18 protein-coding genes are annotated in these 22615 nt (G+C 64.6%); 8 read left to right on the top strand and 10 right to left on the bottom strand.

Annotation, left to right across the window (positions count from 1 at the left end; all coding sequences use genetic code 11):
* The first annotated feature begins 23 nt into the window (after window positions 1-23).
* A complete protein-coding gene (locus tag AC3WS4_RS03560) occupies window positions 24-1307 on the top strand; it encodes an MFS transporter (RefSeq protein WP_492736476.1) in 1284 nt (427 codons plus the stop codon).
* A gap of 31 nt (window positions 1308-1338) precedes the next feature.
* Here AC3WS4_RS03560 and AC3WS4_RS03565 read toward each other — a convergent pair whose 3' ends face one another.
* Window positions 1339-2343, bottom strand: a complete 1005-nt coding sequence (locus AC3WS4_RS03565; RefSeq protein WP_492736474.1) for a RelA/SpoT-related domain-containing protein — start codon at window positions 2341-2343, stop codon at window positions 1339-1341.
* Between the two features lie 176 nt (window positions 2344-2519).
* On the opposite strand from AC3WS4_RS03565, the gene AC3WS4_RS03570 reads away from it, so the two are divergent.
* On the top strand, window positions 2520-3845 hold the full coding sequence (locus tag AC3WS4_RS03570; protein WP_492736472.1) for a cystathionine gamma-synthase family protein: 1326 nt from the start codon (window positions 2520-2522) through the stop codon (window positions 3843-3845).
* A gap of 106 nt (window positions 3846-3951) precedes the next feature.
* Here the strand turns inward: AC3WS4_RS03570 and AC3WS4_RS03575 are convergent, their stop codons facing one another.
* Entirely contained in the window at window positions 3952-4674 is a 723-nt protein-coding gene (locus AC3WS4_RS03575) for an HAD family hydrolase (RefSeq protein ID WP_492736470.1), read from the bottom strand.
* Window positions 4675-4785: 111 nt separating this feature from the next.
* On the opposite strand from AC3WS4_RS03575, the gene AC3WS4_RS03580 reads away from it, so the two are divergent.
* The 5 genes from AC3WS4_RS03580 (at window position 4786) to AC3WS4_RS03600 (ending at window position 8778) form a co-directional block, all read left to right on the top strand.
* A complete protein-coding gene (locus tag AC3WS4_RS03580; protein WP_056343126.1) occupies window positions 4786-5892 on the top strand; it encodes an ABC transporter permease in 1107 nt (368 codons plus the stop codon).
* Complete coding sequence (locus AC3WS4_RS03585; RefSeq protein WP_056343129.1) at window positions 5892-6749, top strand: ABC transporter ATP-binding protein; 858 nt, start codon at window positions 5892-5894, stop codon at window positions 6747-6749. The genes AC3WS4_RS03580 and AC3WS4_RS03585 overlap by 1 nt, the downstream gene beginning before the upstream one ends.
* Before the next feature lie 9 nt (window positions 6750-6758).
* Window positions 6759-7700 carry an MlaD family protein gene (locus AC3WS4_RS03590; protein WP_056343132.1) on the top strand — a complete coding sequence of 314 codons (942 nt, stop codon included), beginning with the start codon at window positions 6759-6761 and terminating at the stop codon, window positions 7698-7700.
* 11 nt (window positions 7701-7711) lie between these two features.
* Window positions 7712-8311: an ABC-type transport auxiliary lipoprotein family protein gene (locus AC3WS4_RS03595; protein WP_492736467.1), complete on the top strand. Its 600-nt coding sequence runs from the start codon at window positions 7712-7714 to the stop codon at window positions 8309-8311.
* Between the two features lie 146 nt (window positions 8312-8457).
* Window positions 8458-8778 carry a DMT family transporter gene (locus AC3WS4_RS03600; RefSeq protein WP_492736465.1) on the top strand — a complete coding sequence of 107 codons (321 nt, stop codon included), beginning with the start codon at window positions 8458-8460 and terminating at the stop codon, window positions 8776-8778.
* Between the two features lie 220 nt (window positions 8779-8998).
* Here the strand turns inward: AC3WS4_RS03600 and pepN are convergent, their stop codons facing one another.
* The gene (pepN, locus tag AC3WS4_RS03605; RefSeq protein ID WP_492736464.1) at window positions 8999-11593 is read right to left on the bottom strand and encodes an aminopeptidase N; all 2595 of its coding nucleotides are present in this window, start codon (window positions 11591-11593) and stop codon (window positions 8999-9001) included.
* Window positions 11594-11641: 48 nt separating this feature from the next.
* Between pepN and AC3WS4_RS03610 the strand changes: the two genes are divergently transcribed.
* On the top strand, window positions 11642-12433 hold the full coding sequence (locus AC3WS4_RS03610; RefSeq protein ID WP_492736462.1) for a Rossmann-fold NAD(P)-binding domain-containing protein: 792 nt from the start codon (window positions 11642-11644) through the stop codon (window positions 12431-12433).
* A 30-nt stretch (window positions 12434-12463) separates the two neighbouring features.
* On the opposite strand, the gene AC3WS4_RS03615 is transcribed toward AC3WS4_RS03610, so the two are convergent.
* The 7 genes from AC3WS4_RS03615 to AC3WS4_RS03645 all read right to left on the bottom strand — a co-directional run bounded on the left by AC3WS4_RS03615 (window position 12464) and on the right by AC3WS4_RS03645 (window position 22553).
* Window positions 12464-13648: a DUF445 domain-containing protein gene (locus AC3WS4_RS03615; protein WP_235535555.1), complete on the bottom strand. Its 1185-nt coding sequence runs from the start codon at window positions 13646-13648 to the stop codon at window positions 12464-12466.
* 181 nt (window positions 13649-13829) lie between these two features.
* Window positions 13830-17438, bottom strand: coding sequence for an efflux RND transporter permease subunit (locus tag AC3WS4_RS03620; protein WP_492736460.1), 3609 nt, complete (start codon window positions 17436-17438; stop codon window positions 13830-13832).
* Between the two features lie 42 nt (window positions 17439-17480).
* On the bottom strand, window positions 17481-18653 hold the full coding sequence (locus AC3WS4_RS03625) for an efflux RND transporter periplasmic adaptor subunit (protein ID WP_056343154.1): 1173 nt from the start codon (window positions 18651-18653) through the stop codon (window positions 17481-17483).
* Window positions 18654-18958: 305 nt separating this feature from the next.
* Complete coding sequence (locus tag AC3WS4_RS03630; protein WP_056343170.1) at window positions 18959-19228, bottom strand: GlsB/YeaQ/YmgE family stress response membrane protein; 270 nt, start codon at window positions 19226-19228, stop codon at window positions 18959-18961.
* 120 nt (window positions 19229-19348) lie between these two features.
* Complete coding sequence (locus AC3WS4_RS03635; protein ID WP_056343173.1) at window positions 19349-19612, bottom strand: GlsB/YeaQ/YmgE family stress response membrane protein; 264 nt, start codon at window positions 19610-19612, stop codon at window positions 19349-19351.
* A 1166-nt stretch (window positions 19613-20778) separates the two neighbouring features.
* Window positions 20779-21768 carry a quinolinate synthase NadA gene (gene nadA / locus AC3WS4_RS03640; RefSeq protein ID WP_187141638.1) on the bottom strand — a complete coding sequence of 330 codons (990 nt, stop codon included), beginning with the start codon at window positions 21766-21768 and terminating at the stop codon, window positions 20779-20781.
* 71 nt (window positions 21769-21839) lie between these two features.
* Window positions 21840-22553, bottom strand: a complete 714-nt coding sequence (locus tag AC3WS4_RS03645) for an adenylate cyclase (protein ID WP_492736457.1) — start codon at window positions 22551-22553, stop codon at window positions 21840-21842.
* Between the last annotated feature and the right edge of the window lie 62 nt (window positions 22554-22615).

Here is a 22615-nt window from a genome sequence, read left to right on the forward strand (position 1 = left end):
ATGATGGCAAAAGGGGGATGCGGATGAAGAGCCTGGCGATACCGCGCAAACGGCTGGTTTCGATCGTCGGCGGGTCACTCGGCAATCTGGTCGAATGGTACGACTGGTTCGCCTACGCCTCTTTCGCGATCTATTTCGCGCCCGTCTTCTTCCCCAAGGCCGACCCCACCGCGCAGTTGCTGAGCACCGCCGCGATCTTTGCCGTCGGTTTCATCATGCGGCCGATCGGCGCCTGGGTGATGGGGCGGTTCGCCGACACGCGCGGACGCAAGGCGGGGCTGTCGCTGTCGGTCGCCTTGATGTTCAGCGGATCGTTGCTGATCGCCGTCGCCCCCACTTACGCGGTTGCCGGGCTGCTCGGCCCCGCAACGCTGCTCGTCGCGCGCATGCTACAGGGCCTGTCGCTCGGCGGCGAATATGGCGCCAGCGCCACCTATCTCTCCGAGATGGCGCCGCGCAAGAATCGCGGTTTCTGGGCCAGCTTCCAATATATGACGCTGATCGGCGGCCAGCTTTGCGCGATCTTCGTCGCGGTGGTGCTGCAGGGCTTTTTGACCGAGGAGCAACTCACCGCCTGGGGCTGGCGCATTCCCTTCGTCATCGGGGCGCTGCTTGCGCTCGGCGTCTATGTACTCCGCCGCAACCTCGCCGAAACGCCGTCGTTCCAGAATCAGGCGGTCGACCGCCCCGCCTCGACCGCGAAGCTGTTGTGGAAAGAGCATCGCCGCGAATCGATCCTCGTCGGCATCTTGTCGGCGGGCGGTGGGCTCGGCGCTTACACCTACACCAGCTATATGCAGAAATATCTGTTCAACACCGTGGGCTTCGACAAGGCGACCGCGACCTATATCATCGCCGCCGTCCTCCTCTGGTTTACCGCGATGCAGCCGGTGTTCGGCGCGCTCGCCGACAAATTCGGGCGCAAGCCGATGCTGCTGCTGTTCGGAATCGGCGGCGCGATTGCCGCGGTGCCGACCTTCCTGACGCTCGAGACGGTGACCTCACCGATCGTCGCGACCTTGCTGATCATGATCCCGATCACGCTGCAAAGCGGCTACAGCGCCAACAATGCGCTGGTGAAGGCCGAACTGTTCCCCGCGCATATCCGGGGTCTTGGCGTCGCCCTGCCCTATGCCATCGGCAACGCGATCTTCGCGGGAACGCTCGAAATGGTCGCGCTCGGACTGAAGGGCGCGGGGGTCGAGTGGCTCTTCTATTTCTACGTCGCCTTCATCATCGCCGCCGCGGGCGTCGCAACGCTGATGCTCCCCGAAACGAAGGATCGCAGCCTGATCGTCGAGGATTGACGTTGTATTCCTAGACGCCAGCATCGGCGTATCATTCGTTTATCTTGCCTTGAATGATCATGAATATCTTGTGCAGGGTCGGATCGTCCGGCTTCAAATCTTCAGCAACGCCGAAATCAACAATCGCTCCGTCCATATCGCCGCTTAGCGCCTTGGCCTCGGCCCGTTTCATATAATGACTGTGCAGTTTGGGCTGAAGTTCGATCAGCTTGTCATAGGTCCGGATAGCCTCAGGGTACCGCTGCGCCTCCATCAGTTCTCGCGCTGGAACGCCGAACATATTCGCTGCCTCAGACACCTTACGGTTGAGCTCATTTTGTTTGTCGGCAGTCTTGGGAGAGACCTTTGATTCTTCGTTAGCTGGCCCCATCGACGAAATAGCGTCCGAAATCTCTTCCGCCCGGGCATTCAATTTTTCGTTGATCTCATATATGCGATCGAACTCCTCGTCGGCCGAAGAGACTGCAGCCGCCAATCGCAAAAATCGCTGATTGAGTTCCGGCTCCTTCGTGGTCGATTTATATTGCACACGATGTTCGTTTTCAGCCCAAGCGTGCTGTAAAGCTGTTCGCACCTGAATCTCGAACAGCTTGTCGGTAATGCCCTTATACTCCATCAACCCATCGCGAGTCCTTCCCAGACGAGCGATTAGATGATGACTCTCATACCCCAGCCTTCCCTGAGCAAGAAGCTTTTCCGCCTTGTTTTCCTCTTCGACTATTTCTAAGCATTTGCGTAAAATTTCGCAAACTTCAACTATATGCCTTTTAGCTATTACTATTACCCTAAATCCAACTATATCCGTTATTTCATCGAAAGGTTTTTGATACTTTAGTTTTCCATTTTCATCTATTTTGTTAGATTTAGAGTAAAAACTATCAAGCGTCTTCACTCTATGACCATGAGCAACAACAAGTTTTTCAGGGATAACTTGACCTAATATAGAAGATACGGCTGAACACAGCGCATGATTTCCTTCCGCCCTGGCTTTAAATTCCCGGTCTATCCAATCTCTAAGGTGCTGTGTCGTCGCCATTTCATCCCCCAACATCGAAAGGCTTATTTTCCTATTGGTTCGAGGGTACCGCATCTTGAATGTGGAAACAATGTTGCGATCCTGCGTTGCACCTCAGCGCCGGGGTCTGATTGCGGAAGGCGCTCAACCGGGTTAGTGGTTGCCGTTGAAACCAATAATCTTCGAGGAAATGACGCATGCCCCCCATCGACAACGCCGACCTCACCGGCACGACGCCGCGCCGCGCGCCCAAGAAGGACGTCACCGAAATCGGCGGTCGCCAATTGTCGCCGACGACGCTGATGATGGGGTACGGCTATGATCCGACGCTGTCTGAAGGTTCGCTCAAACCGCCGATCTTCCTCACCTCGACCTTCGCCTTCGAAAGCGCCGCCGCGGGCAAGCGCCATTTCGAGGGGATCACCGGCAAGCGCCCGGGCGGCGCCGACGGCCTCGTCTATTCGCGCTTTAACGGCCCGAACCAAGAAATCCTCGAAGCGCGCCTCGGCGTCTGGGAAAAGGCTGAGGATGCGCTGGTCTTTTCCAGCGGCATGTCGGCGATCGCCACCCTGCTGCTCGCGCATGTCAGCATGAACGACGTCATCGTCCATTCTGGCCCGCTCTATGCCGCCACTGAAACGCTGATCGGCCGTATCCTGTCGCGCTTCGGCGCCACTTATGTGGATTTCCCCGCCGAAGCTTCGCGCGCCGAGATGGACGCGATCCTGACCCGCGCCAAGGAAATGGCCGAGGGTCAGGGCGGCAAGGTCGCGATGGTCTATCTTGAAAGTCCGGCGAATCCGACCAACGCGCTCGTCGATGTCCAGGCGATGCGCGCCGCGACCGACGCCGCCTTCGCCGAGGGCACCCGCCCACCGATCGCGATCGATAACACTTTCCTCGGCCCGCTCTGGTCGAAACCCCTCGCGCATGGCGCCGACATCACGCTCTATAGCCTCACCAAATATGCCGGCGGCCATAGCGACCTCGTCGCGGGCGGGGTGGTCGGCTCGAAGCACTGGCTCGGCCCGATCCGCATGATGCGCAACACCATCGGCACGATCTGCGACCCCAACACCGCCTGGATGCTGCTGCGCAGCCTCGAAACGATCGAACTACGGATGAGCCGCGCCGGCGAAAATGCCGAAAAGGTCTGCGCGTTCCTGCGCGATCATCCCAAGGTCGACGGCCTCGGCTATCTCGGTTTCCTGCCCGAAGGGTCGCAGAAGGACATCTTCGACCGCCATTGCACCGGCGCCGGTTCGACCTTCTCGCTGTTCATCAAGGGCGGCGAGGAAGAGAGTTTCCGTTTCCTCGACGCGCTCAAGATCGCCAAGCTCGCGGTCAGCCTCGGCGGCACCGAGACACTCGCCAGCCACCCCGCCGCGATGACGCATTTGTCGGTCCCCGACGCGCGCAAGGCGTTGATGGGCATCACCGACAACCTGGTCCGCATCTCGATCGGCATCGAGGACGCCGACGACCTGATCGCCGACTTCGCACAGGCCTTGGACGCTGTTTAAGAATCCTCCTCACGCTTGCGGGAGGGGCTAGGGGAGGGCCTGTGGGACGGGGCGGCCTTGAATAGACACGCCCCCCCCGACCCCTCCCGTAAACGGGAGGGGAGAGTTACCGCCGCTTCCCCCGCCAATCGACCACCGACCACCCCATCTGCGGCGCCAGCTTTTTCAGCCCCCGCGATGGGGTCGTCGCCACTGCCTCGTCGGCGAAATGCAGCATCGGATGGTCGGACACATGGTCCGAATAGGCACGGATATGCGCGGCATCGCGCGTGATCGCGTTCGCCGCCATCCAGTCCGAAATGCGCGCGAACTTCGCCTCGCCATAACAATTGTCGCCCGACAGGCGCGCGTGGACATGATCCGCCCCGTCGGGCTCGTCGAGGCGGGTCGCGAGGACGTCGGCGATCCCCAGCCGCTTCGCGATCGCATCGACATAGAGATGGAAGGACGCGGTCGCGAGCAGCACGCGGTACCCCGCCGCACGATCGGCCTCCAACTGCGCGAGCGCCGCGCCGTGCAATCCGCGCGCGACCACCTTGTCGGCATAGCTTTCGGCGAGCGGCGCGATCTCGTCGCGGCGGAAACGCGGCCCCACCAGCAGCCGCAGATTGATCGCCTTCAGCCGCGACCGGTCGATCAGTCGCAGCGAATAGGCGAGGCCCGCCAGCCCGACGAGCGGGGTCAGCAACATCCGCCATTGCTGGCGGCGGCGCACCACATGCATCAGGAAACCGCTGTAGGTTCCCGCACGCGTGATCGTGCGGTCCATATCGTACATCGCGATACGGTGCGCGGGCGCTGGTTCGGACACGACGATATTATCATCCATGGGCAACGCCTTAGCGCGCGGCGGCGCGGCGGCCAAGGCCACCCAATCACGACGAACCGACCCGTGGAATGGCTTGCCGTTATTCGCCAAATAATACAATGTCGTCGCACGATGGTGGCCAGGGCGGACTTCGAACAAAGCGACGGCGCCGATGGCGTCGCGGTCCGCTTCACCGGGCGGCTGACGCTCGCGCGGCTCGGCGACCTGCCCGCGCGGCTCGATGCGCTCGGCCCGATCGCCTCGCTCGACCTCTCCGCGATCGAACGCATCGACACGGTCGGCGCGTGGATCGTCACCCGCACCGTGCGCGACCATGGCGCGACGGTCACCGGCGCCAGCGAGGAAGCCCAGCGGCTGCTCGAAGCGCTGGCCAGCGACAAGAGCGAATATCGCGTTCATCGCGACCGCCGTCCGCCGTTGATCCGCATGCTCGAACAGCTCGGCGTCGCCAGCAGCGCGATATGGCGCGAACTGCTCGGCATCATCGGCTTCTTCGGCGCGATGATCATGGCGCTCGGCACCCAGATCCGCGCGCGCCGCCGCCTGCGCTGGAACGCCATCGTCACGCGGTTCCAGACCGTCGGCGTCGACGCCCTCCCCATCATCGGGCTGATGACCTTCCTGATCGGCATCGTCATCGCGCAACAGGGCGCGGTGCAACTGCGGCAATTCGGGCTGGAGGTGTTCACGATCAACCTCGTCGGCCGCGCCTCGATCCGCGAACTCGGCCTGTTGATGACCGCGATCATGGTCGCGGGCCGCTCGGGCAGCGCCTTCGCGGCGCAGATCGGTACGATGAAGCTGACCGAGGAAATCGACGCGATGCGCACGATCGGCGTCTCGCCGATGGAGGCGATCGTGCTGCCGCGCGTCGCCGCCGCGACGATATTGATGCCGCTGCTCGGCTTCTATGCCAGCATCTGCGCGATCATCGGCGGCGGCGTCTTTTGCTGGATCGGGCTGGAAATCCCGCCGCTCACTTACATTCAGCTGCTCCGCGACATCATCCCGATGACCGATTTCTGGGCGATGCTGATCAAGGCGCCGGTGTTCGGGGTGCTGATCGGCGTCACCGGCTGTTACGAGGGCATGCAGGTGCGCCAGAATGCCGAGGAGGTCGGCCAGCGCACCACCTCCGCGGTCGTTGCCGCGATCTTCCTCGTCATCGTGCTCGACGCCTTTTTCGCGGTCTTCTTCTCATCGATCGGATGGAACTGATGGCCGACGAAGCCGAAGAACAGCAAGTCCGCGAGGAAATCGCCGCCGCCGACGCGGTGCGCCCCGAACAGTTCGACCGCGCGATCTGCGTGCGCGGGCTGGTCAACAAGTTCGGCGACGCGGTGATCCACGACCATCTCGACCTCGACGTCCGGTCGGGCGAGATCCTCGGCGTGGTCGGCGGCTCGGGCACCGGCAAGTCGGTGCTGATGCGCTCGATCATTGGACTGCAGACCCCTGACGCCGGCGAGATCGAGGTCTATGGCAAGTCGCTCGACACGATCGCCGACGAAGAGGAATCGCGCGACCTGCGCCGCCGCTGGGGCGTGATGTTCCAGGGCGGGGCGCTGTTCTCGACGCTCAGCGTCGCCGAAAATATCCAGGTCCCCCTGCGCGAATATTACCCGCGCCTCGACCAGAAACTGCTCGACGAGATCGCCGCCTACAAGGTCGCGATGGTCGGCCTGCCCCCCGACGCGGGGCCCAAATATCCTGCCGAGCTTTCCGGCGGCATGGTCAAGCGCGCCGGCCTCGCCCGCGCGCTGGCGCTCGACCCTGCGCTGCTCTTCCTCGACGAGCCGACCGCCGGCCTCGACCCGATCGGCGCCGCCAAGTTCGACGAGTTGATCCGCGAGCTTGCCGACACGATGGGACTCACCGTTTTCCTGATCACCCACGATCTCGACTCGCTCTATGCGACCTGCGACCGCGTCGCGGTGCTCGCCGAGAAGAAGGTGATCGCGATCGGCACCATCCCGGAACTGCTTGCAACCGAGCATCCATGGATACAGGATTATTTCAACGGACCGCGCGGCCGGGCTGCGGCAAGCGGGAACCAAACCGCGCAGCGGCGATAGGAACAGCTGATGGAAACTCGCTCGAACAACGTCCTCGTCGGCGCCTTCGTCCTTCTCTTTACCGCGGCGCTCGCCTTTTTCGTCGTCTGGCTCGCCAACGACAGCGGCGGCGACAAGCGCGAATATGACATTTATTTCAAGCAGTCGGTCGATGGGCTGAACAAGGGCGCTCAGGTGCAATATTCGGGCGTCCCGGTCGGCCAGGTCACCCGGATCGCGCTGCTTCCCGACGACCCGCAATTCGTCCGCGTCCGCATCGAAGTGAACGAAGGCGTCCCGATCGTGCAGGGCACCACCGCTGCGCTCGAAGGCGTCGGCTTCACCGGCGTATCGCAGATTTCGCTCGCCGGCGGGGTCAAGGGCGCGCCGCCGATCACCGACAAGGGGCCCGACGGCAAGCCCGTCATCCCCAATCGCGTCGGCGGCCTTGGCGAACTGCTCAATACCGCACCGCAATTGCTCCAGCGCCTGTCGACGCTCACCGAACGCCTCGCCGAGCTTGCCGACGACCGCAATCAGGAAAGCTTCGCCGGCATCCTCGCCAATGTCGAGCAATCGACCGCGATCCTCGCACGCAACGGTCCGGCGATCGAACGCGCGCTCGCCGACACGCGCATCGCGATCCAGCAGACCGGGGTCGCCGCCGAACAGATCGGCAATCTCGCCGCGTCGGCGCAGGGCACGATCGACCGCAATGTCGATCCTGCGATGAAGAATCTCGCCGATACGCTAAAGGCCGCCAACACCTCGATGAAGACGCTCGAAGGCGCGATCGCCGACGCGCGGCCCGGCCTCAAGACCTTCAGCGAAACGACGATCCCCGAGGCGAACGCCCTGATCCGCGACCTGCGCCGCACCTCGACCTCGCTGTCCAGCCTGACCGACAAGCTCGACCAGCAAGGCGCGGGCGCCGTCATCAGCGGCAGCAAGCTGCCCGACTACAAGCAATGAGGATTTTCCGCATGACACGCCGTCTCCGCACGCCCTTGCTGCTCATCCTCGGTGCGGCGACGCTGTCCGCCTGCGTCAGCTTCGGCGCCAAGCCGCCGCCCTTCCTGCTCACCCTCGACGCCGATGCCGCCCCGCCCGCAGGCGCCGCGCGCACGGCAGGCGAGGCCGCGACGCTGACGATCCTTATCCCCACCGCGCCGCAGAAACTGCGCACCCAGCGCATCCCGGTGCAGCAGGACGGCGCCAGCGTCGCCTATGTCAAGGATGCGCAATGGGTCGAGGCGCCGCAGCGCCTGTTCCAGCGCCTGATCAGCGAAACCGTCGCCGCGCGCTCGGGCCGCGTCGTGCTCGACGAAGGCCAATATCTGACGGCGCCGGGCGAACAGCTCGCCGGCCAGCTGATGGAATTCGGCGTCGACGCCCGCACCGGCGAGGCCGTCGTCGTCTATCAGGCGATGCTGGTCGCGGCCGGCGGCAAGAGCGTGACCCAACGCCGCTTCGAGGCGCGCGAAAGCCTGGGCGGCGTGGTCGAAGCGAAGCCGGTGGGCGAAGCGCTGCAGAGGGCGGCGAACAAGGTCGCGGTCGATGTGGCGGGGTGGCTGGGGGACTGAACCCGCTCCGCGCCACGCGGCTTGCCATTTCGCCACCGCCATCCTAATGGCCCCCGCCACGACGATCTTTCGTCGACGCGTGCGGCCTCTTACGGGTTTCCGGCCAGCACCTTTTCTTTCGAGCCCGCACTCGAAAGGAATCCGCCATGGGATGGTTCATCCTGGCTATCGCCGTCTTTACCGAAATTTGCTGGGCGCTCAGCCTGAAATGGGCCGCGACGCTTGGAACATGGCAGGCTTCGGCCGTGCCCGTCTCGCTGAGCTTCCTCAACATGGCGCTGCTCGCCTTTGCGATGCGCGACATTTCGGCGGGCACCGCTTATGCGATCTGGACCGGCCTCGGCGCGGTCGGGGTGATCATCGGCGGCATCATATTGTTCGACGAACGCATCAGCGCGGTACAGATCGGCTTCATGGCGCTGATCGTGATCGGCGTCGCCGGAACGAAGCTTTTCGCGGCAAATTGACGCGCGTCTATTTTCGGGCAGGAGCGGACGTAAATATCCTCCCTGTGGCGAAGCCATGGGGAGGGGGACCGCGCCCGAAGGGCGTGGTGGAGGGGCCGAAAGGTAGCGCGACGCCTGACGGCGTCGGCCCCTCCGTCAGCGGCTTTGCCGCTGCCACCTCCCCATCGCTGCGCGACAGGGAGGATTTAAAGAACGCCCGCTCCCCGCCCCAAAACAGCCGTCACCCCATCAAACTCTTGCTCGCCTGCTCGGTGGTATCGCGCGACAGCCCCGGCTGCGCCAATATCCGCTCCAACTCCGCCTTCATCATCGCCGCGCGCTGATCGTCGAAGCGCTTCCAGCGCCCCAGCGGCGGGATCATGCGGGCCGCGGTTTGCGGGTTCTTCGGATCGAGCGCGATCACCAGATCGGCGATCAGTTTATAGCCCGCACCGTCGGCCTGGTGGAACGCCGCCTGGTTTCCGGTCAGCGCGCCATAGAGCGAGCGCACGCGATTGGGGTTCGCCAGCGTGAAATCGGGGTGCCCCGCGAGGTCCTTCACCGCCGCGACCGTGTCGGAGCGCATCGACCAGGCCTGCACCTGAAACCATTTGTCGAGCACCAGCGGATTGTCGCGGTAACGCTGGTAGAAGATGTCGAGCGCGTGCGTCCGCTCGTCGCTGTCGCCATGCGCCAGAGTCGCAAGCGCCGCCTGCCGCTCGGTCATGCCGTCGGCGTTCGAGAAGATGCCGAACACCAGCGCCGGCACATCGGCGATGCCGGTCGCGGCAAGATAGGCGATCGCGACGCCGCGCAGGCGGCGGCCGCCCTTCGCCTTGGGCGACAGGTCGGTCGCGGGCGGGCCGGTTCCCGACAGAATCGCGCGCCATTCGCCCTCGAGCGCTCGGCCGATCGCGGCCTGCAGCGCCAGCCGCTCGCGGCGGATCGCATCGGGGTCGACCGTTACCATCTGGTCGCCGATGAAGGCTTCGCTCGGCAACAGCACCGCCTCGGCGACGAAGGCCGGATCGTCGGCGCGGCCCGCGAGCGCTCCCGCGACCGCGTCGATCACCGCATGAGGATTGGCCTTTTCACCCGACACCGCCGCAACCAGCGTGTCAAGCATCAGTTGCTGCAGCGCCTCGTAACGCGCGAACGGATCATCATCATGCGCCGCGAGCCAGGCCAGTTCGCCCGGCGCGCGGACATAATCGACGATCACCGGCGCCGAAAAACCGCGGTTGACCGACAAGGCCGGCCGCGCCGCGAATGCGCCGAGCGGCACGCGCTGGCTCGCGCCGGTCAGCGTCACCAAAGTATCGGGCATCGCCGCCCCGCTGCCGTCCATCGCGAAGGCCGCGAGGCGCAGCGGCATCATCATCGGCTGCTTGTCGGGCTGGCCCGGGGTCGGCGGCACCGTCTGCGCCACGTCGAGGAACCAGTCGCCATCCTCTTCGGCCAGCGCCAGCGTCAGTCGCGGCGTCCCCGCTTGCTCGTACCAGCGGCGGAACAGAGACAGGTCGATATCGCCGCCCTCCTCCATCGCGCGGACGAAATCCTCGCACGTCGCGGCTTCGCCGTCGTGGCGCTCGAAATAAAGGTCGGTGCCGGCGCGGAACCGCTCGGGGCCGAGCAAGGTCGCCATCATCCGGATGATCTCGGCGCCTTTGTTATAGATGGTCGCGGTGTAGAAATTCGAGATTTCCTGAAAGCTGTCCGGACGGATCGGGTGCGCGAGCGGTCCGGCATCCTCGGGGAATTGCGCCGCGCGGAGCAGGCGGACATCCTCGATCCTTTTGACCGGCGACGATCCCATGTCGGCCGAAAAGCTCTGGTCGCGAAAGACGGTGAAGCCTTCCTTCAGGCTGAGCTGGAACCAGTCGCGGCAGGTGACGCGATTGCCCGACCAGTTGTGGAAATATTCATGCGCGACGACACCCTGCACGCCGTCGTAATCGAGGTCGGTCGCGGTATCGGCGTCGGCGAGGATGTAGCGCGTGTTGAAGACGTTGAGCCCCTTATTCTCCATCGCCCCCATGTTGAAATCGCTGACCGCGACGATGTTGAACAGGTCGAGGTCATATTCGCGGCCATAGACGCGCTCGTCCCACGCCATGCTGTCCTTGAGCGCCTGCATCGCATGACCGGTGCGGCCCTCATCGCCCGCGCGCACCCAGATGCCGAGTTCGACCTCGCGTCCCGAAACGGTGGTGAAACTGTCGCGGTTGACCACCAAGTCGCCCGCGACAAGCGCGAAGAGATAGGACGGCTTGGGCCAAGGATCTTCCCACAGTGCCCAATGCGTGCCCTCCGGACCATCGCCCTGCTCGACGCAATTGCCGTTCGACAACAGGATCGGAAAGGCGGTCTTGTCGCCCGCCATGCGCACGCGATAGCGGCTCATCACGTCGGGACGGTCGGGATGGAAGGTAATGCGGCGAAAGCCCTCGGCCTCGCATTGCGTGCACAGCATGCCGTTCGACGCGAACAGGCCCATCAGATTGGTGTTGGCGCTCGGGTCGATCACCGTGTCGACTTCCACTGTCGCCGCTATGCGGTCGCCGAGATCGACGACCAGGTCGCTGCCCTGCATGCGCCAGTCGTTCCACACCGCGCCGTCGACGCGCACCTCGACCGGCGTGATCGCGTCGCCGCGCAGGGTCAGCGGCACCGGCGTATCGGCACGGCGCTCGACCGACAGGCTGGCCGACACCTTGGTCTCGTCGATGCCCAATGCGAAATCGAGCGCGACGTCGGGGACTTGCCATTCCGGCGGACGATAATCGCCGCGGTGGATGGTGACGGGAAGGACGGGCGTCGAGGAGGCATCGGTCATGCCGGCAGGTCTAGGCGCGGGCCGCAGCCTGCGCAATAAGGCGCGGCGATGGGACAGATGCTGATCTTTGGAATGGGCTATGCCGCAAGCCACCTCGCGCGGCGGCTGGAGGCGCGCGGCTGGGACGTGAGCGGGACGACGCGCGATGGTCGCGGCGGGACGCTCGCGTTCGGCGACCGCGATGCGGTGCTCGCCGCGCTGCGCCCGGCGACGCACATCCTCTCGTCGGTCCCGCCCTCGGACGGACGCGACCCGGTGCTCGACCATTATGGCGATGCGATCGCGGTCGCGGGCGCCACATGGACGGGCTATCTCTCGTCGACCGGCGTCTATGGCGACACCGGCGGGGCGTGGGTCGATGAGACCGCCCCGATCAAGGGCCGCCGTGCTGACCGCAACACCGGAGACGCGGCCTGGCAGGCGCTGCGCGGCGACATGTGCGTGCTTCGCCTCCCCGGCATCTATGGCCCCGGCCGCAGCATCCTCGACCGCATCGGCGAAGGCCGCGCGCACCGCATCGCCCTGCCCGATCAGGTCTTCAGCCGTATCCATATCGACGACATCGCGAGCGCCGTGATCGCATCGTTCGGCGGTCCCCCGGGCGTGTACAACCTCGCCGATGACGAACCTTGTCCTCAGAACCGCCTCGTCGAATGGGGCTGCGCGATGCTCGGCGCGCCGGTGCCGCCGTTGCAGGCCCTCGACGAAGCCGGCCTGTCGCCCGCCGCGCGCGCCTTCTATGCCGAGAATCGCCGCGTCGCGAACGGCAAGGCGAAACGCCTGCTCGGCTGGACTCCATGCTATCCGAGCTTTCGAGAGGGGTTGGCAGCCTGTCTGTAACCGTCGCCCCCGCAAAGGCGGGGCGACGAGTCAGATCAACACATCCACCGTGTGGATCAGCACCCCGACCAGCCCGCCGACCAGCGTGCCGTTGATGCGGATATATTGCAAATCGTCGCCGACCGCATTTTCCAGCCGGTCGGTGATCGTCTTGGCATCCCAGCCGCGGATCGTGTCCGACACAAGTTTCAGCGCGGTCTCGCCATAGCTGTCGACTGCGCCGACGACCGCGCGCCGCGCATAGCGGTTGAGCGTACGCTTGATATGGGCATCCTCGCCCAGCATCGCGCCGAACTGGGTGACGAGTTCGCCCAGCCTGCCGGCAAGCATGGTGTCGGGATCGCGCGCGGCTTTCAGCAGCGCGCCGCGGCCCTGTTCCCACAAACCATCGAGCCAGCGCTTGACCGCCTTGTTCTCGAGCAGTTCGTCGCGGACCCGCGCGACCTTCGCCTGCACTTCGGGATCGTGCTGCAGGTCGAGCGCCATCTTGGCGAGCCCTTCCTCGACACGGATGCGCAGCGGATGATCGGGTTCGACCGCCATTTCACTGAGCAGCTTGCCCAGCCCCGCGACGATGCGGTTCGAAATGCTTTCGTCGAGCCCGGTGAAGCGCACGATCGCATTCGAATTGTCGTGCACCATCTGGTGAATCAGATGGTCGTTGAGTTCGAGCGTCTTCGACCCCCATTTGACCATCGCGTCGAGCAACGGCTGATGCCGCCCCTCGGCCAGCGCCGCCTGCAGCGCCTGCCCCAGCAGCGGCGCGACGTCGAGTTCGCGTAAGCGGTCGGCGATCGCCGATTTGACCATGCCGCCCAGCCGCTGCTGGTCGAGCGCGCCGAGGCCGTCGGCGATGATCCGCGACGCGCCGCGTTTCAGCCGCCCGCCGCCTTCGCCCGGTTGCGACAGGAATTTGCCCACCGCGCCCGCGATGTCGACCGTCTGCATCTTGCGCGCGATCAGCCGCGGCAGCAGGAAATTGGTGAGCAGGAAGCGCGCGAGCGTGTCGCCGATGCGGTTCTTGTTGCGCGGCACGATCGCGGTGTGCGGGATCGGGATGCCCATCGGATGGCGGAACAGCGCGGTGACCGCAAACCAGTCGGCCAGCCCGCCGACCATCGCCGCCTCGGCAAAGGCGCGCACGAAACCCACCGCAGGGTGAACGTCCTGGAAATATTTGGCGCTGACGAAAACGATCGCCATCACGACGAGCATGCCGGTCGCGACGACGCGGATGTTGAGCCCGCCCGTCGGAACGGCAACGCCCACCCCCCGGTTGATATGGGGGGGGTGGGCGCGATCGGTATCGATTTGCGGCGAAACGCTGTCCGTCATGGCCATCCAATGGCGAAGCGCGGCAAAGGTTGCAACCGGCGCCGCGCCGCGCGCTTTCGCGTCACTCCGCCGGGTGCGGTTCCGAAGGAATGCCGTGCGGCTTGGTGTCGTCGCCCGGCTTATAGGTCAGCAGGTTGCGCGAGAAGAATCGGCCCAGGCGCTTTTCGATGCTGTCAGCGAGGCTGAAGCCCGCCGGCACGATCAGCAGCGTCAGCATCGTCGACAGGATCAGGCCGCCGATCACGACCACCCCCATCGGTGCGCGCCAGGCGCCGTCGCCCGACAGCGAGATCGCCGTCGGCACCATTCCCGCGACCATCGCGATCGTCGTCATGACGATCGGCTGGGCCCGCTTGCGCCCCGCGTCGAGCAAAGCCGGTCCCTTGGCGATGCCATGATCCATCTCCTCGATCGCGAAATCCACGAGCAGGATCGAGTTTTTCGCCACGATCCCGAGCAGCATCAGGATGCCGATATAGACGGGCATCGAGATTTCCATGCCGGTGATCCAGAGGCCGAGCAGGCCGCCGAGCGGCGCGAGCAACAGCGACGACATGTTGACCAGCGGCGAGAGGAAGCGGCGGTACAGCAGGACTAGCGTCGAAAAGACGAGCGCGAGGCCCGCGACGACCGCGATCGCGAAGTTGAGGATCAATTCCTCCATGAACTTCTGCTGGCCCTGCACGATCTTGCGGATGCCCTGCGGCATGTTCTTGACCGACGGCAGCGCATCGATCTTGGTCTGCGCGTTGCTGGTCACGAGGCCCTTCGTCAGATCGGCACCGATCACGATACGGCGGGTCTGGTTATACCGGCGCAGCTCGGTCGGCCCCGCGCCGAAGCTGATCGCCGCGACCGATTTCAACGGAACCGTCGTACCGCGTGTCGTCGGTACCGGCAGATTTTCAAGCGTCGCCAGGCTGCGGCGCGAATCTTCGGACAGCAGCACGCGGATCGGGATCTGGCGATCGGACAGCGAGAATTTCGCCGCATTCTGGTCGATGTCGCCCAATGTCGCGATGCGGATCGTCTGGCTGAGCGCCGCCGTCGTGACGCCGAGGTCGGCGGCAAGGTCCATGCGCGGATTGATGATGATCTCGGGCCGCGGAATATCGCCCTCGATCCGCACCGCCCGCAGTTCCTTGAGCGCGCTCATCTCCTTGACGATCTTGAGCGCATGCTTTTCGAGCGCGACCGGATCGTCGCCGCCGATGATGAAGCTGATGTCGCGGCCCGAAAAACCGCCAGCCTGGCTCTGGAACGACACGCGCGCGTCGGGGATCGCCGCCATCTTCGGCTGCAGACCGCGTTCCCAGTCGACGCTGCTCGTCTCACGGTCCTTTTTCAGCGTGATATAGACGCTGCCGCCGCCGACATTGACGTCGTAAAAGGCGTTTTCCACCGACTTGTCGGCCGCCAGGATCGCATTGACCTGGTTCGATATCCGTTCGCTCTGCGCCAGCGTCGACCCCGGTGGCAATTCATAGGTGATCTGGCTGTAGTCGCTGTTGATCGTCGGCTGGAACTGGCTGGGAAGCGTCGCGAAAAGGATGATGCTCCACACAAAGGCTCCGACGCCGATCCCGACGATCCACACGCGGTGATCGAACAGTCGCGCATACGCGCGCTGGGTCATATATTGCGCCCATCGGGTGAAGCGCCAGTGGTGCATTCCGAACAGGCGCCCGAGAAGCCAGGCAAGCGCTCCGAGCAGGATCGCCGCGGCCATGACCATGGCCCAGGACGTGATCGCCATCTGAGCTGGCGCCAGCTTGCCCAGGAACCACAGAATCCCGCACAGCACAGCAACGATCCCGCCGACCCACGCATAGGCGCGCAAAGCCGACCTGAGTGTGGTCTGGTTGATCCATGCGACGAATGCGCTGAACAGGATCATCACCAGACTGCTCAGGAGGAAAGCGGCGACGGCTGCCATCGGCGTCAGCAGCAGGAAATGGAGAGCCGCATTCGGCCCGCTCTGCCCCACCGGCACCGGCTGAAAATACTTCATCGTCATCACGACCAGCGCGCCGAACGCCACCAGCAGCGGCAGAATCAGGAAGGTCGGCCGCGTCGCCATCGGCTCGAAGCGCGCCCGCACCACCTTGTGCTTGCTGTCGTCGAGCGTCCAGCGCAGGATGTTTTCGTACCGGTCGACCCACGGCCCCGACGCATGGTCCTGCTCGCCCTGCGCCGACAGGAAATAGGCCGCGATCATCGGCGTGATCATGCGCGCGACGGCCAGGCTGACGAGCACCGCGAAGACGACCGTCATCCCGAACTGGATGAAAAATTGTCCCGACACGCCGGGCATCAGCGCGACGGGCAGGAACACGGCGACGATCGACATCGTCGTCGCGACCACCGCGAGGCCGATTTCGTCGGCGGCGTCGATCGACGCCTGATAGGCGGTCTTGCCCATGCGCATATGCCGGACGATATTCTCGATCTCGACGATCGCATCGTCGACGAGCACCCCGGCGACGAGGCTGAGCGCGAGCAGCGACAGGCCGTTCAGCGAAAAGCCCATCATGTCCATGAACCAGAAGGTCGGGATCGCCGAGAGCGGGATCGCGAGCGCCGAGATCAAGGTCGCGCGCCAGTCGCGCAGGAACAGGAACACGACGATGACCGCGAGGATCGCGCCCTCGATCATCGCCGCCATCGAGCTGCGATATTGTTCCTTGGTATATTCGGTGCGCGTGAAGAGGATCTTGAAATTGACCTTGGGGTTGTTCTTCTTGATCTCGGCGAGCTTCTTCATCGTCTCGTCATGGACGGTGACGTCGGACGAACCCTTGGCCTTTTCGATCGAGAAGGACAGCACCTGCCGCCCCTCGATCTTGGCGAGGTTGCGCTGTTCGGCATAGCCGTCGGTGACCGTCGCAACATCGCTGAGCCGGATCGTGCGGCCATTGCCGAGCGACAACTGGTAATTGCCGAGCTGGTTCGCGGTCCCGGCGTTGCCCAGCACGCGGACGGCCTGTTCGGACCCGGCGATTTCGGTGCGCCCGCCCGCGGCGTTGACGTTGACCTGGCGCAGTTGCTGGTTGATCTGGCTCGCGGTCACGCCATAGCTTTGCATGCGCGCGGGATCGAGGATGACGCGGATTTCGCGGTCGACCCCGCCCGACCGGCGCACGCGCGCCATGCCGGGGATCGACAGCAGATCCTTGGCGACATTGTTGTCGACGAACCATGACAGCTGTTCGAGCGTCATGTCGGTCGCTTCGACCGCGAAATAGGTGATCGGCCCGCCGGAGAAATCGACGCGCACGACCTGTGGCTCGAGGATTCCGTCGGGCAGGTCGCTACGAATCTGCTGAACCGCCTGGTTGACGTCGTTATAGGCGCGGTCGATCGGCGTACCGATCGCGAACTGCACCATCGTGCTGCTGCTGCCCTCGCCGACATAGGAGGACATGTCCTCGACCCCGCTGACCGCCCGCACCGCGGCCTCAACGCGCTGCGTGACCTGCGTCTCGAGTTCGGTCGGCGCGGCGCCCGGCTGCGCGACCAGGACCTGCACCGCCGGGAATTCGACGTCGGGGTTGTCGTTGACGTCCATCCGGTTGAAGCTGACGACCCCCGCCAGCAGCAGCAGCACGAACAGGACGATCGGCGGCACCGGATTGCGGATGCACCAGGCGGAGATGTTACGGAAGCTCATGGTTCAAACGCCCTTGTGCGCACGTCCGGCAAAAATCGGATATCAGTTCGACGTTTTCTGAAGGACCGGCTTCACGGTATCGCCGGGATTCAGGAAGGCGCCGGCCAGTACGACGACGCGCTCGTTGCCGGTCAGACCCGATGCGATCGCGATCCCGGCATCGGAGACCGAACTGACCTGGACCGCGCGGCGCTCGACCTTGTTGTCGTTGCCGACGATCAGGACGAAGCTGCCTTCGGGGCCGCTCTGGACCGCACTTTCGGGCAACAACGGCGCCTCGGCCGAACCGGCGACCAGCTTGGCATCGGCGAATCCGCCGGGGCGCAGTTCGGCGCTGTACGGGATCGCGATCCGCACCATGCCCTGTCGGGTCTGCGGATCGATGACCGGCGACTTCTGCCAGACTTGGCCCGCAACGCCCTGTGCGGCGCCGACCGGGGTCACCGTGGCCCGCGTTCCCACCGGAATGCGCGCCAGATCGGCCTCGGCCAGCTGCGCCATCATTTCCATCTCGCCGCCCTTCGCCATGCGGAACAGCACACCGCTGCCCGAGCTGACGATCTGCCCGGGCTCGACCTGGCGCGTCAGCACCAGGCCCGCCGCCGGGGCGACGATGTTCAGCCGGCCGTTGCGCGCCTGCGCTTCGCCATATTGCGCCTGCGCGACGCGGACGCGCGCATTGGCGGCATCGCGGGTCGCGCGCTTGCGATCCATGTCGGCCTTGGAGATGAAGCCGCGCGATACCAGCGCCTCGGCACGGGTGAGTTCGGCCTGCGCCAGATCGGCGTCGGCCTGCGCCACGCGGATCGAGGCGGACAGCGCCGCGGCCTGCTGCGATTGGACCGAGCGGTCGATCACCGCCAGCGTCTGCCCCGCACCGACCCACTGGCCCGGCTCGACGAGCACGCGGACGACCTGACCGCCCTCGCCGGCGACGCCGACGGGCATTTCGCGGCGCGCCGCGATGGTGCCGTTGGCCGAGATCTGCGCCTGAACCGATTGCTTGCCCGGGATCACGACGGTGATGTTCGGAATGCTTTCGCTCGATGGTCCGCCGGCGGACCCGCCAGCGGCGGCGGCGCCATCGCCCTTGCCCGCCGAAAAGGCGAAATAGGCCGCGGCGAGTGCCGCGAGGATCAGCGCGATCGCGACGATCAGCAGCATCCGGCGCCGACGATTGCCGGCCTCGTCATCATAGCCCGCGAGGCTGTCCATCACATCCACTTTCCGCTCGTAGTTCACGCCAAATTCCTCTGTCCCGCCCCAACCATGGCATGCGAGGGCCGCGTCGTCCGTGCCCGCGAAGGGGGCGCCGGAACCTCGGCCATTCTTCGCGGTGTATTATCCAATTAAATCACCCCTGACAAGGGGGAAACGCGACCGCACCGCCGCCCAAGGCGCGGCGCTTCATAATCGGCCCGGCGGCCGAACTCCAGTGGCCTGGCGCCAAAAAAGGCGGCCGACTCGCGCCGACCGCCTTTTGGAAACCGATCCGGAAAGGACCGTCTATGTCAGCGGGATCAGCGGACCTTGCCGCGCCGCACGAGATTGACGATCCCGAGCAGGACCACCGCGCCGATGAAGGCGGTGAGCAAGGTCATCGGATCGAAGGCGTCGCCGCGCAAATGCCCGCCGCCGAGAAAGCGGCCGAACAGGAAACGGCCGAGGATCGAACCGAGACAGCCGACGATGATATTGAGGAAAATGCCCTGTTGCGCGTCGGTGCGCATCACGATGCTCGCGAGCCAGCCGATGACGCCGCCCATGACAATTGCGATAATCCAAGTCATATATGACCCCCTACGATCGTTTTGGATGCCCGAATATTACCGGGCAGACGCGATGGTAAACCAAATCGCGTCAACCGCCTAGCGATATGGCGGCGACGCCGAACGCCGCCGCCACGGGTGTCAGCGGACGCTGCCGCGACGCACCAGGTTGATCAGGCCGAGCAGCACGACAGCGCCGATAAAGGCCCACAGCAAACCGATCGGGCTGAAGGTACTGAGGCTGGCGCCCATGCCGAACATGCCGCCCAATATATTACCGAGAAAAGCGCCGACGATACCGACGACGACATTCAGGATGATGCCCTGCTGTGCGTCGGTGCGCATGACGATGCTGGCCAGCCAGCCGATGATTCCGCCGACGATCAGCGTGATGATGATACCCATAGACACACTCCCTTATTGCCGGACCTGCGGAGCACGCAGACCGGGTGACTTCCGGCAACGCCTGATGGCGTCCGAACCTCGTTTTGCCGATGTCAGCACAATGCGATGGGAGCGCAAAAGGTTCCCGGCCGGTCCGCGAGGACGCGGCCGGGAAAGTGGGATCCGTTCCGATCTGGGAACTTCTCCGGGTCGCAAGCGGAGGGATAAGCAGGCGGGGGCGACGGCGGTGTGACAGAAGTCACAGGGCGCACGAAATATTTGGCGGCGGTTGCGGACAGGTCGGTTTCGGGGTGGGGCGCGGATGGTCCTTAAATCCTCCCTGTCGCGCAGCGATGGGGAGGTGGCAGCGACAAAGCCGCTGACGGAGGGGCCGACGCCGTCAGGCGTCGCGAAACCTTTCGGCCCCTTCACCATTCGCTTAGCGAACGGTCCCCCTCCCCATGGCTTCGCCACAGGGAGGATATTTACGTCCGCTTGCGCCCGAAAGCCGACGTTCCAACGACTGCCTGCCCTGCATCAGTCGAGGCCACTGCCCCACCCGCATCGCGCGCACGCGAAATGGGGGCCGGCATCGCTGCCAACCCCCACTATCCGGTATCCTTCCGGTCGCTGCCCGCTTGCCTTCATCCCGGTCCGCTTCTCTTGCGATCGGCGGCCCGCAAAACGACGCTTGCGGCGCGTTCCGGAGCTATCCGGCGATGGTTTGGTCGGCCCCCTTTCGGGGGCCGGCCGCACCTGGAAAGCCCTTCATCATCTCTTCCTGCGTCTGCCGAAGCAATCGCCGTCCAAGCGATGGACTGCATTTCCTGTCCCGATCGGGTCCGCCTCAACTCGTGGGAATCGCGGCGTTCCGTGACCAGGGTATCGGTCCACTTCCTCGTCGTTCCGGTCCGTTTCTTTCCAGTCGGTCTTGCAACCTTCCTTCGTGTCCCGGCGGTCCGTCGTCTCCGTCGTCCGATGATTGGAAGCTGACATGAGTCGGCGAGGCCGCCAACAAAAATTGCAGCGAAACGCCCCCAATTGCGCCGTCGACTGTGGATAAGTCCGGCATTAGCAATTAGCGGATTCGCCGCAGCATTTTTGTAACAAGAGCGCAGCATTTTCGGATTCGGTTTTCGAAAAGCCGGCCGCCACTCATCGCCGCGACTCGATTTTTCAGACGCGACTCAGGCGCGTCCCAAATCGCCCTTGCCCACCGTCCCCGACGCCATCTCCAGCATCCGGTCGAGGCTCTTGCGCGCCGCGAGCCGCAATTCCTCGTCCATCTCGATCCGCGGCTGCAGGTCGCGGAGCGCGATATAGAGCTTCTCCATCGTGTTGAGCGCCATGTACGGGCAGATGTTGCAGTTGCAGTTGCCGTCGGCCCCCGGCGCCCCGATGAAGGTCTTTTCGGGGATCGCCAGTTCCATCTGGTGGATGATGTGCGGTTCGGTCGCGACGATGAGCGTATCCGACGGGAAGGTCTTGGCGAATTGCAGGATGCCGCTGGTCGACCCGACATAATCGGCATGGTCGACGATATGCGGCGGGCATTCGGGGTGGGCGGCGACCGGCGCGCCGGGGTGCTGTGCCTTGAGCTTGAGCAGCTCGGTTTCGCTGAACGCCTCATGGACGATGCACACGCCCGGCCACAGCAGCATGTCGCGCCCGAACTTGCGGTTGAGATAACCGCCGAGGTGCCGGTCGGGGCCGAAGATGATCTTCTGGTCCTCGGGGATCTGGCTGATGATCATCTCGGCGCTCGATGAGGTGACGATGATGTCGCTGAGCGCCTTCACCGCCGCCGAGCAGTTGATGTAGGTCAGCGCGATATGGTCGGGATGCTTTTCGCGGAAGCGCTTGAACTGTTCGGGCGGGCAGCTGTCCTCGAGGCTGCACCCGGCGTCCATGTCGGGCAGGATGACGATCTTTTCTGGCGACAGGATCTTCGCGGTCTCGGCCATGAACTTGACGCCGCAAAAGGCGATGACGTCGGCGTCGGTGTCCGCGGCCTTGCGCGACAGTTCGAGGCTGTCGCCGACGAAATCGGCAAGGTCCTGAATCTCGGGCTTCTGGTAATAATGCGCGAGGATGACCGCGTTGCGTTCCTTGCGGAGCCGGTCGATTTCGGCGCGCAGGTCGAGGCCGGAGAGGTTTTCACGGATCGGAGCAGTCATCTTATTTCCTTGTCGGAGCAGGAATTTCCCGCCCCTCTACACGTCACCCGCCAGCGGGGCAATTCGCCGCGTCAGCCGCCGGTCAGCCGCGCCGCCAGCGCGATCACCGGCGGCGCCAGCGACAGGAGATAGATGGTGGCGCGCACCGCGATGACAATGAAGAAGATGGCCTTGGTCGCCGGATGAACCCGCCCGAAGGTGCGGCGATCGTGCAGCGCGATGATGCCGACGACGGCGAGCTGGATCAGGCCGATCGGGATATCGGACCAGCCGATCATCAACGGCATCGGCAGGATGCGCCCGAGCGCGGGTTCGAGGATGACGATCGTCGCGCCGATCATCAGCCGTCGGTGCCACTGGGTCGCATGCCGCCGGCGCACCGCCCACCAGACCATCGCGCCAAAGACCAGCGCCTCGACCGTCGTCAACGCGAGGAAATAGGGCGGCGAGAAAAAGGGTGGAAAGCGGTTCAGCACCAGCGACGCCAGGCCGGTAAAAATCCCCAACCCGGTGATGACGAGCGCAAGCCCGCCGCCGATCCAGCCGAGCCGCCGGTGCAGCGGCAGCTCGGCGCGCGACACCAGCGTCGGCTGGACGATCAGCAGGCCGAGCCAGGCGAGCATCGCGATCCCGTGGAGATGCACCCAGAAGGGCGCCGCCACAGGGTCGACGAACCCGCGCAGCGCGAATTGCGCAAAGCCGAAGACAATGAAGACCGCGAGGCCGATCGCCATCCGCTGCCAGAAACGCTCCGCGGGAATCACCCCCGCCGCCGACGTCGCCATGCCATACCCCCCCAGGTTGGTTGCACGGCTGGACTAGCGCAGCGAAGGCCGCGCGCAAAGGC

This window comes from Sphingopyxis sp. EU05-FHT14B03, assembly GCF_058790875.1.

Bases quoted from the DNA above. Each gene is read 5' to 3' on its own strand.
- AC3WS4_RS03560 (WP_492736476.1), top strand. From the start codon at position 24: ATGAAGAGCCTGGCGATACCGCGCAAACGGCTGGTTTCGATCGTCGGC.
- AC3WS4_RS03565 (WP_492736474.1), bottom strand. From the start codon at position 2,343: ATGGCGACGACACAGCACCTTAGAGATTGGATAGACCGGGAATTTAAA.
- AC3WS4_RS03570 (WP_492736472.1), top strand. From the start codon at position 2,520: ATGCCCCCCATCGACAACGCCGACCTCACCGGCACGACGCCGCGCCGC.
- AC3WS4_RS03575 (WP_492736470.1), bottom strand. From the start codon at position 4,674: ATGGATGATAATATCGTCGTGTCCGAACCAGCGCCCGCGCACCGTATC.
- AC3WS4_RS03580 (WP_056343126.1), top strand. From the start codon at position 4,786: ATGGTGGCCAGGGCGGACTTCGAACAAAGCGACGGCGCCGATGGCGTC.
- AC3WS4_RS03585 (WP_056343129.1), top strand. From the start codon at position 5,892: ATGGCCGACGAAGCCGAAGAACAGCAAGTCCGCGAGGAAATCGCCGCC.
- AC3WS4_RS03590 (WP_056343132.1), top strand. From the start codon at position 6,759: ATGGAAACTCGCTCGAACAACGTCCTCGTCGGCGCCTTCGTCCTTCTC.
- AC3WS4_RS03595 (WP_492736467.1), top strand. From the start codon at position 7,712: ATGACACGCCGTCTCCGCACGCCCTTGCTGCTCATCCTCGGTGCGGCG.
- AC3WS4_RS03600 (WP_492736465.1), top strand. From the start codon at position 8,458: ATGGGATGGTTCATCCTGGCTATCGCCGTCTTTACCGAAATTTGCTGG.
- pepN (WP_492736464.1), bottom strand. From the start codon at position 11,593: ATGACCGATGCCTCCTCGACGCCCGTCCTTCCCGTCACCATCCACCGC.
- AC3WS4_RS03610 (WP_492736462.1), top strand. From the start codon at position 11,642: ATGGGACAGATGCTGATCTTTGGAATGGGCTATGCCGCAAGCCACCTC.
- AC3WS4_RS03615 (WP_235535555.1), bottom strand. From the start codon at position 13,648: ATGCTCGTCGTGATGGCGATCGTTTTCGTCAGCGCCAAATATTTCCAG.
- AC3WS4_RS03620 (WP_492736460.1), bottom strand. From the start codon at position 17,438: ATGAGCTTCCGTAACATCTCCGCCTGGTGCATCCGCAATCCGGTGCCG.
- AC3WS4_RS03625 (WP_056343154.1), bottom strand. From the start codon at position 18,653: ATGGACAGCCTCGCGGGCTATGATGACGAGGCCGGCAATCGTCGGCGC.
- AC3WS4_RS03630 (WP_056343170.1), bottom strand. From the start codon at position 19,228: ATGACTTGGATTATCGCAATTGTCATGGGCGGCGTCATCGGCTGGCTC.
- AC3WS4_RS03635 (WP_056343173.1), bottom strand. From the start codon at position 19,612: ATGGGTATCATCATCACGCTGATCGTCGGCGGAATCATCGGCTGGCTG.
- nadA (WP_187141638.1), bottom strand. From the start codon at position 21,768: ATGACTGCTCCGATCCGTGAAAACCTCTCCGGCCTCGACCTGCGCGCC.
- AC3WS4_RS03645 (WP_492736457.1), bottom strand. From the start codon at position 22,553: ATGGCGACGTCGGCGGCGGGGGTGATTCCCGCGGAGCGTTTCTGGCAG.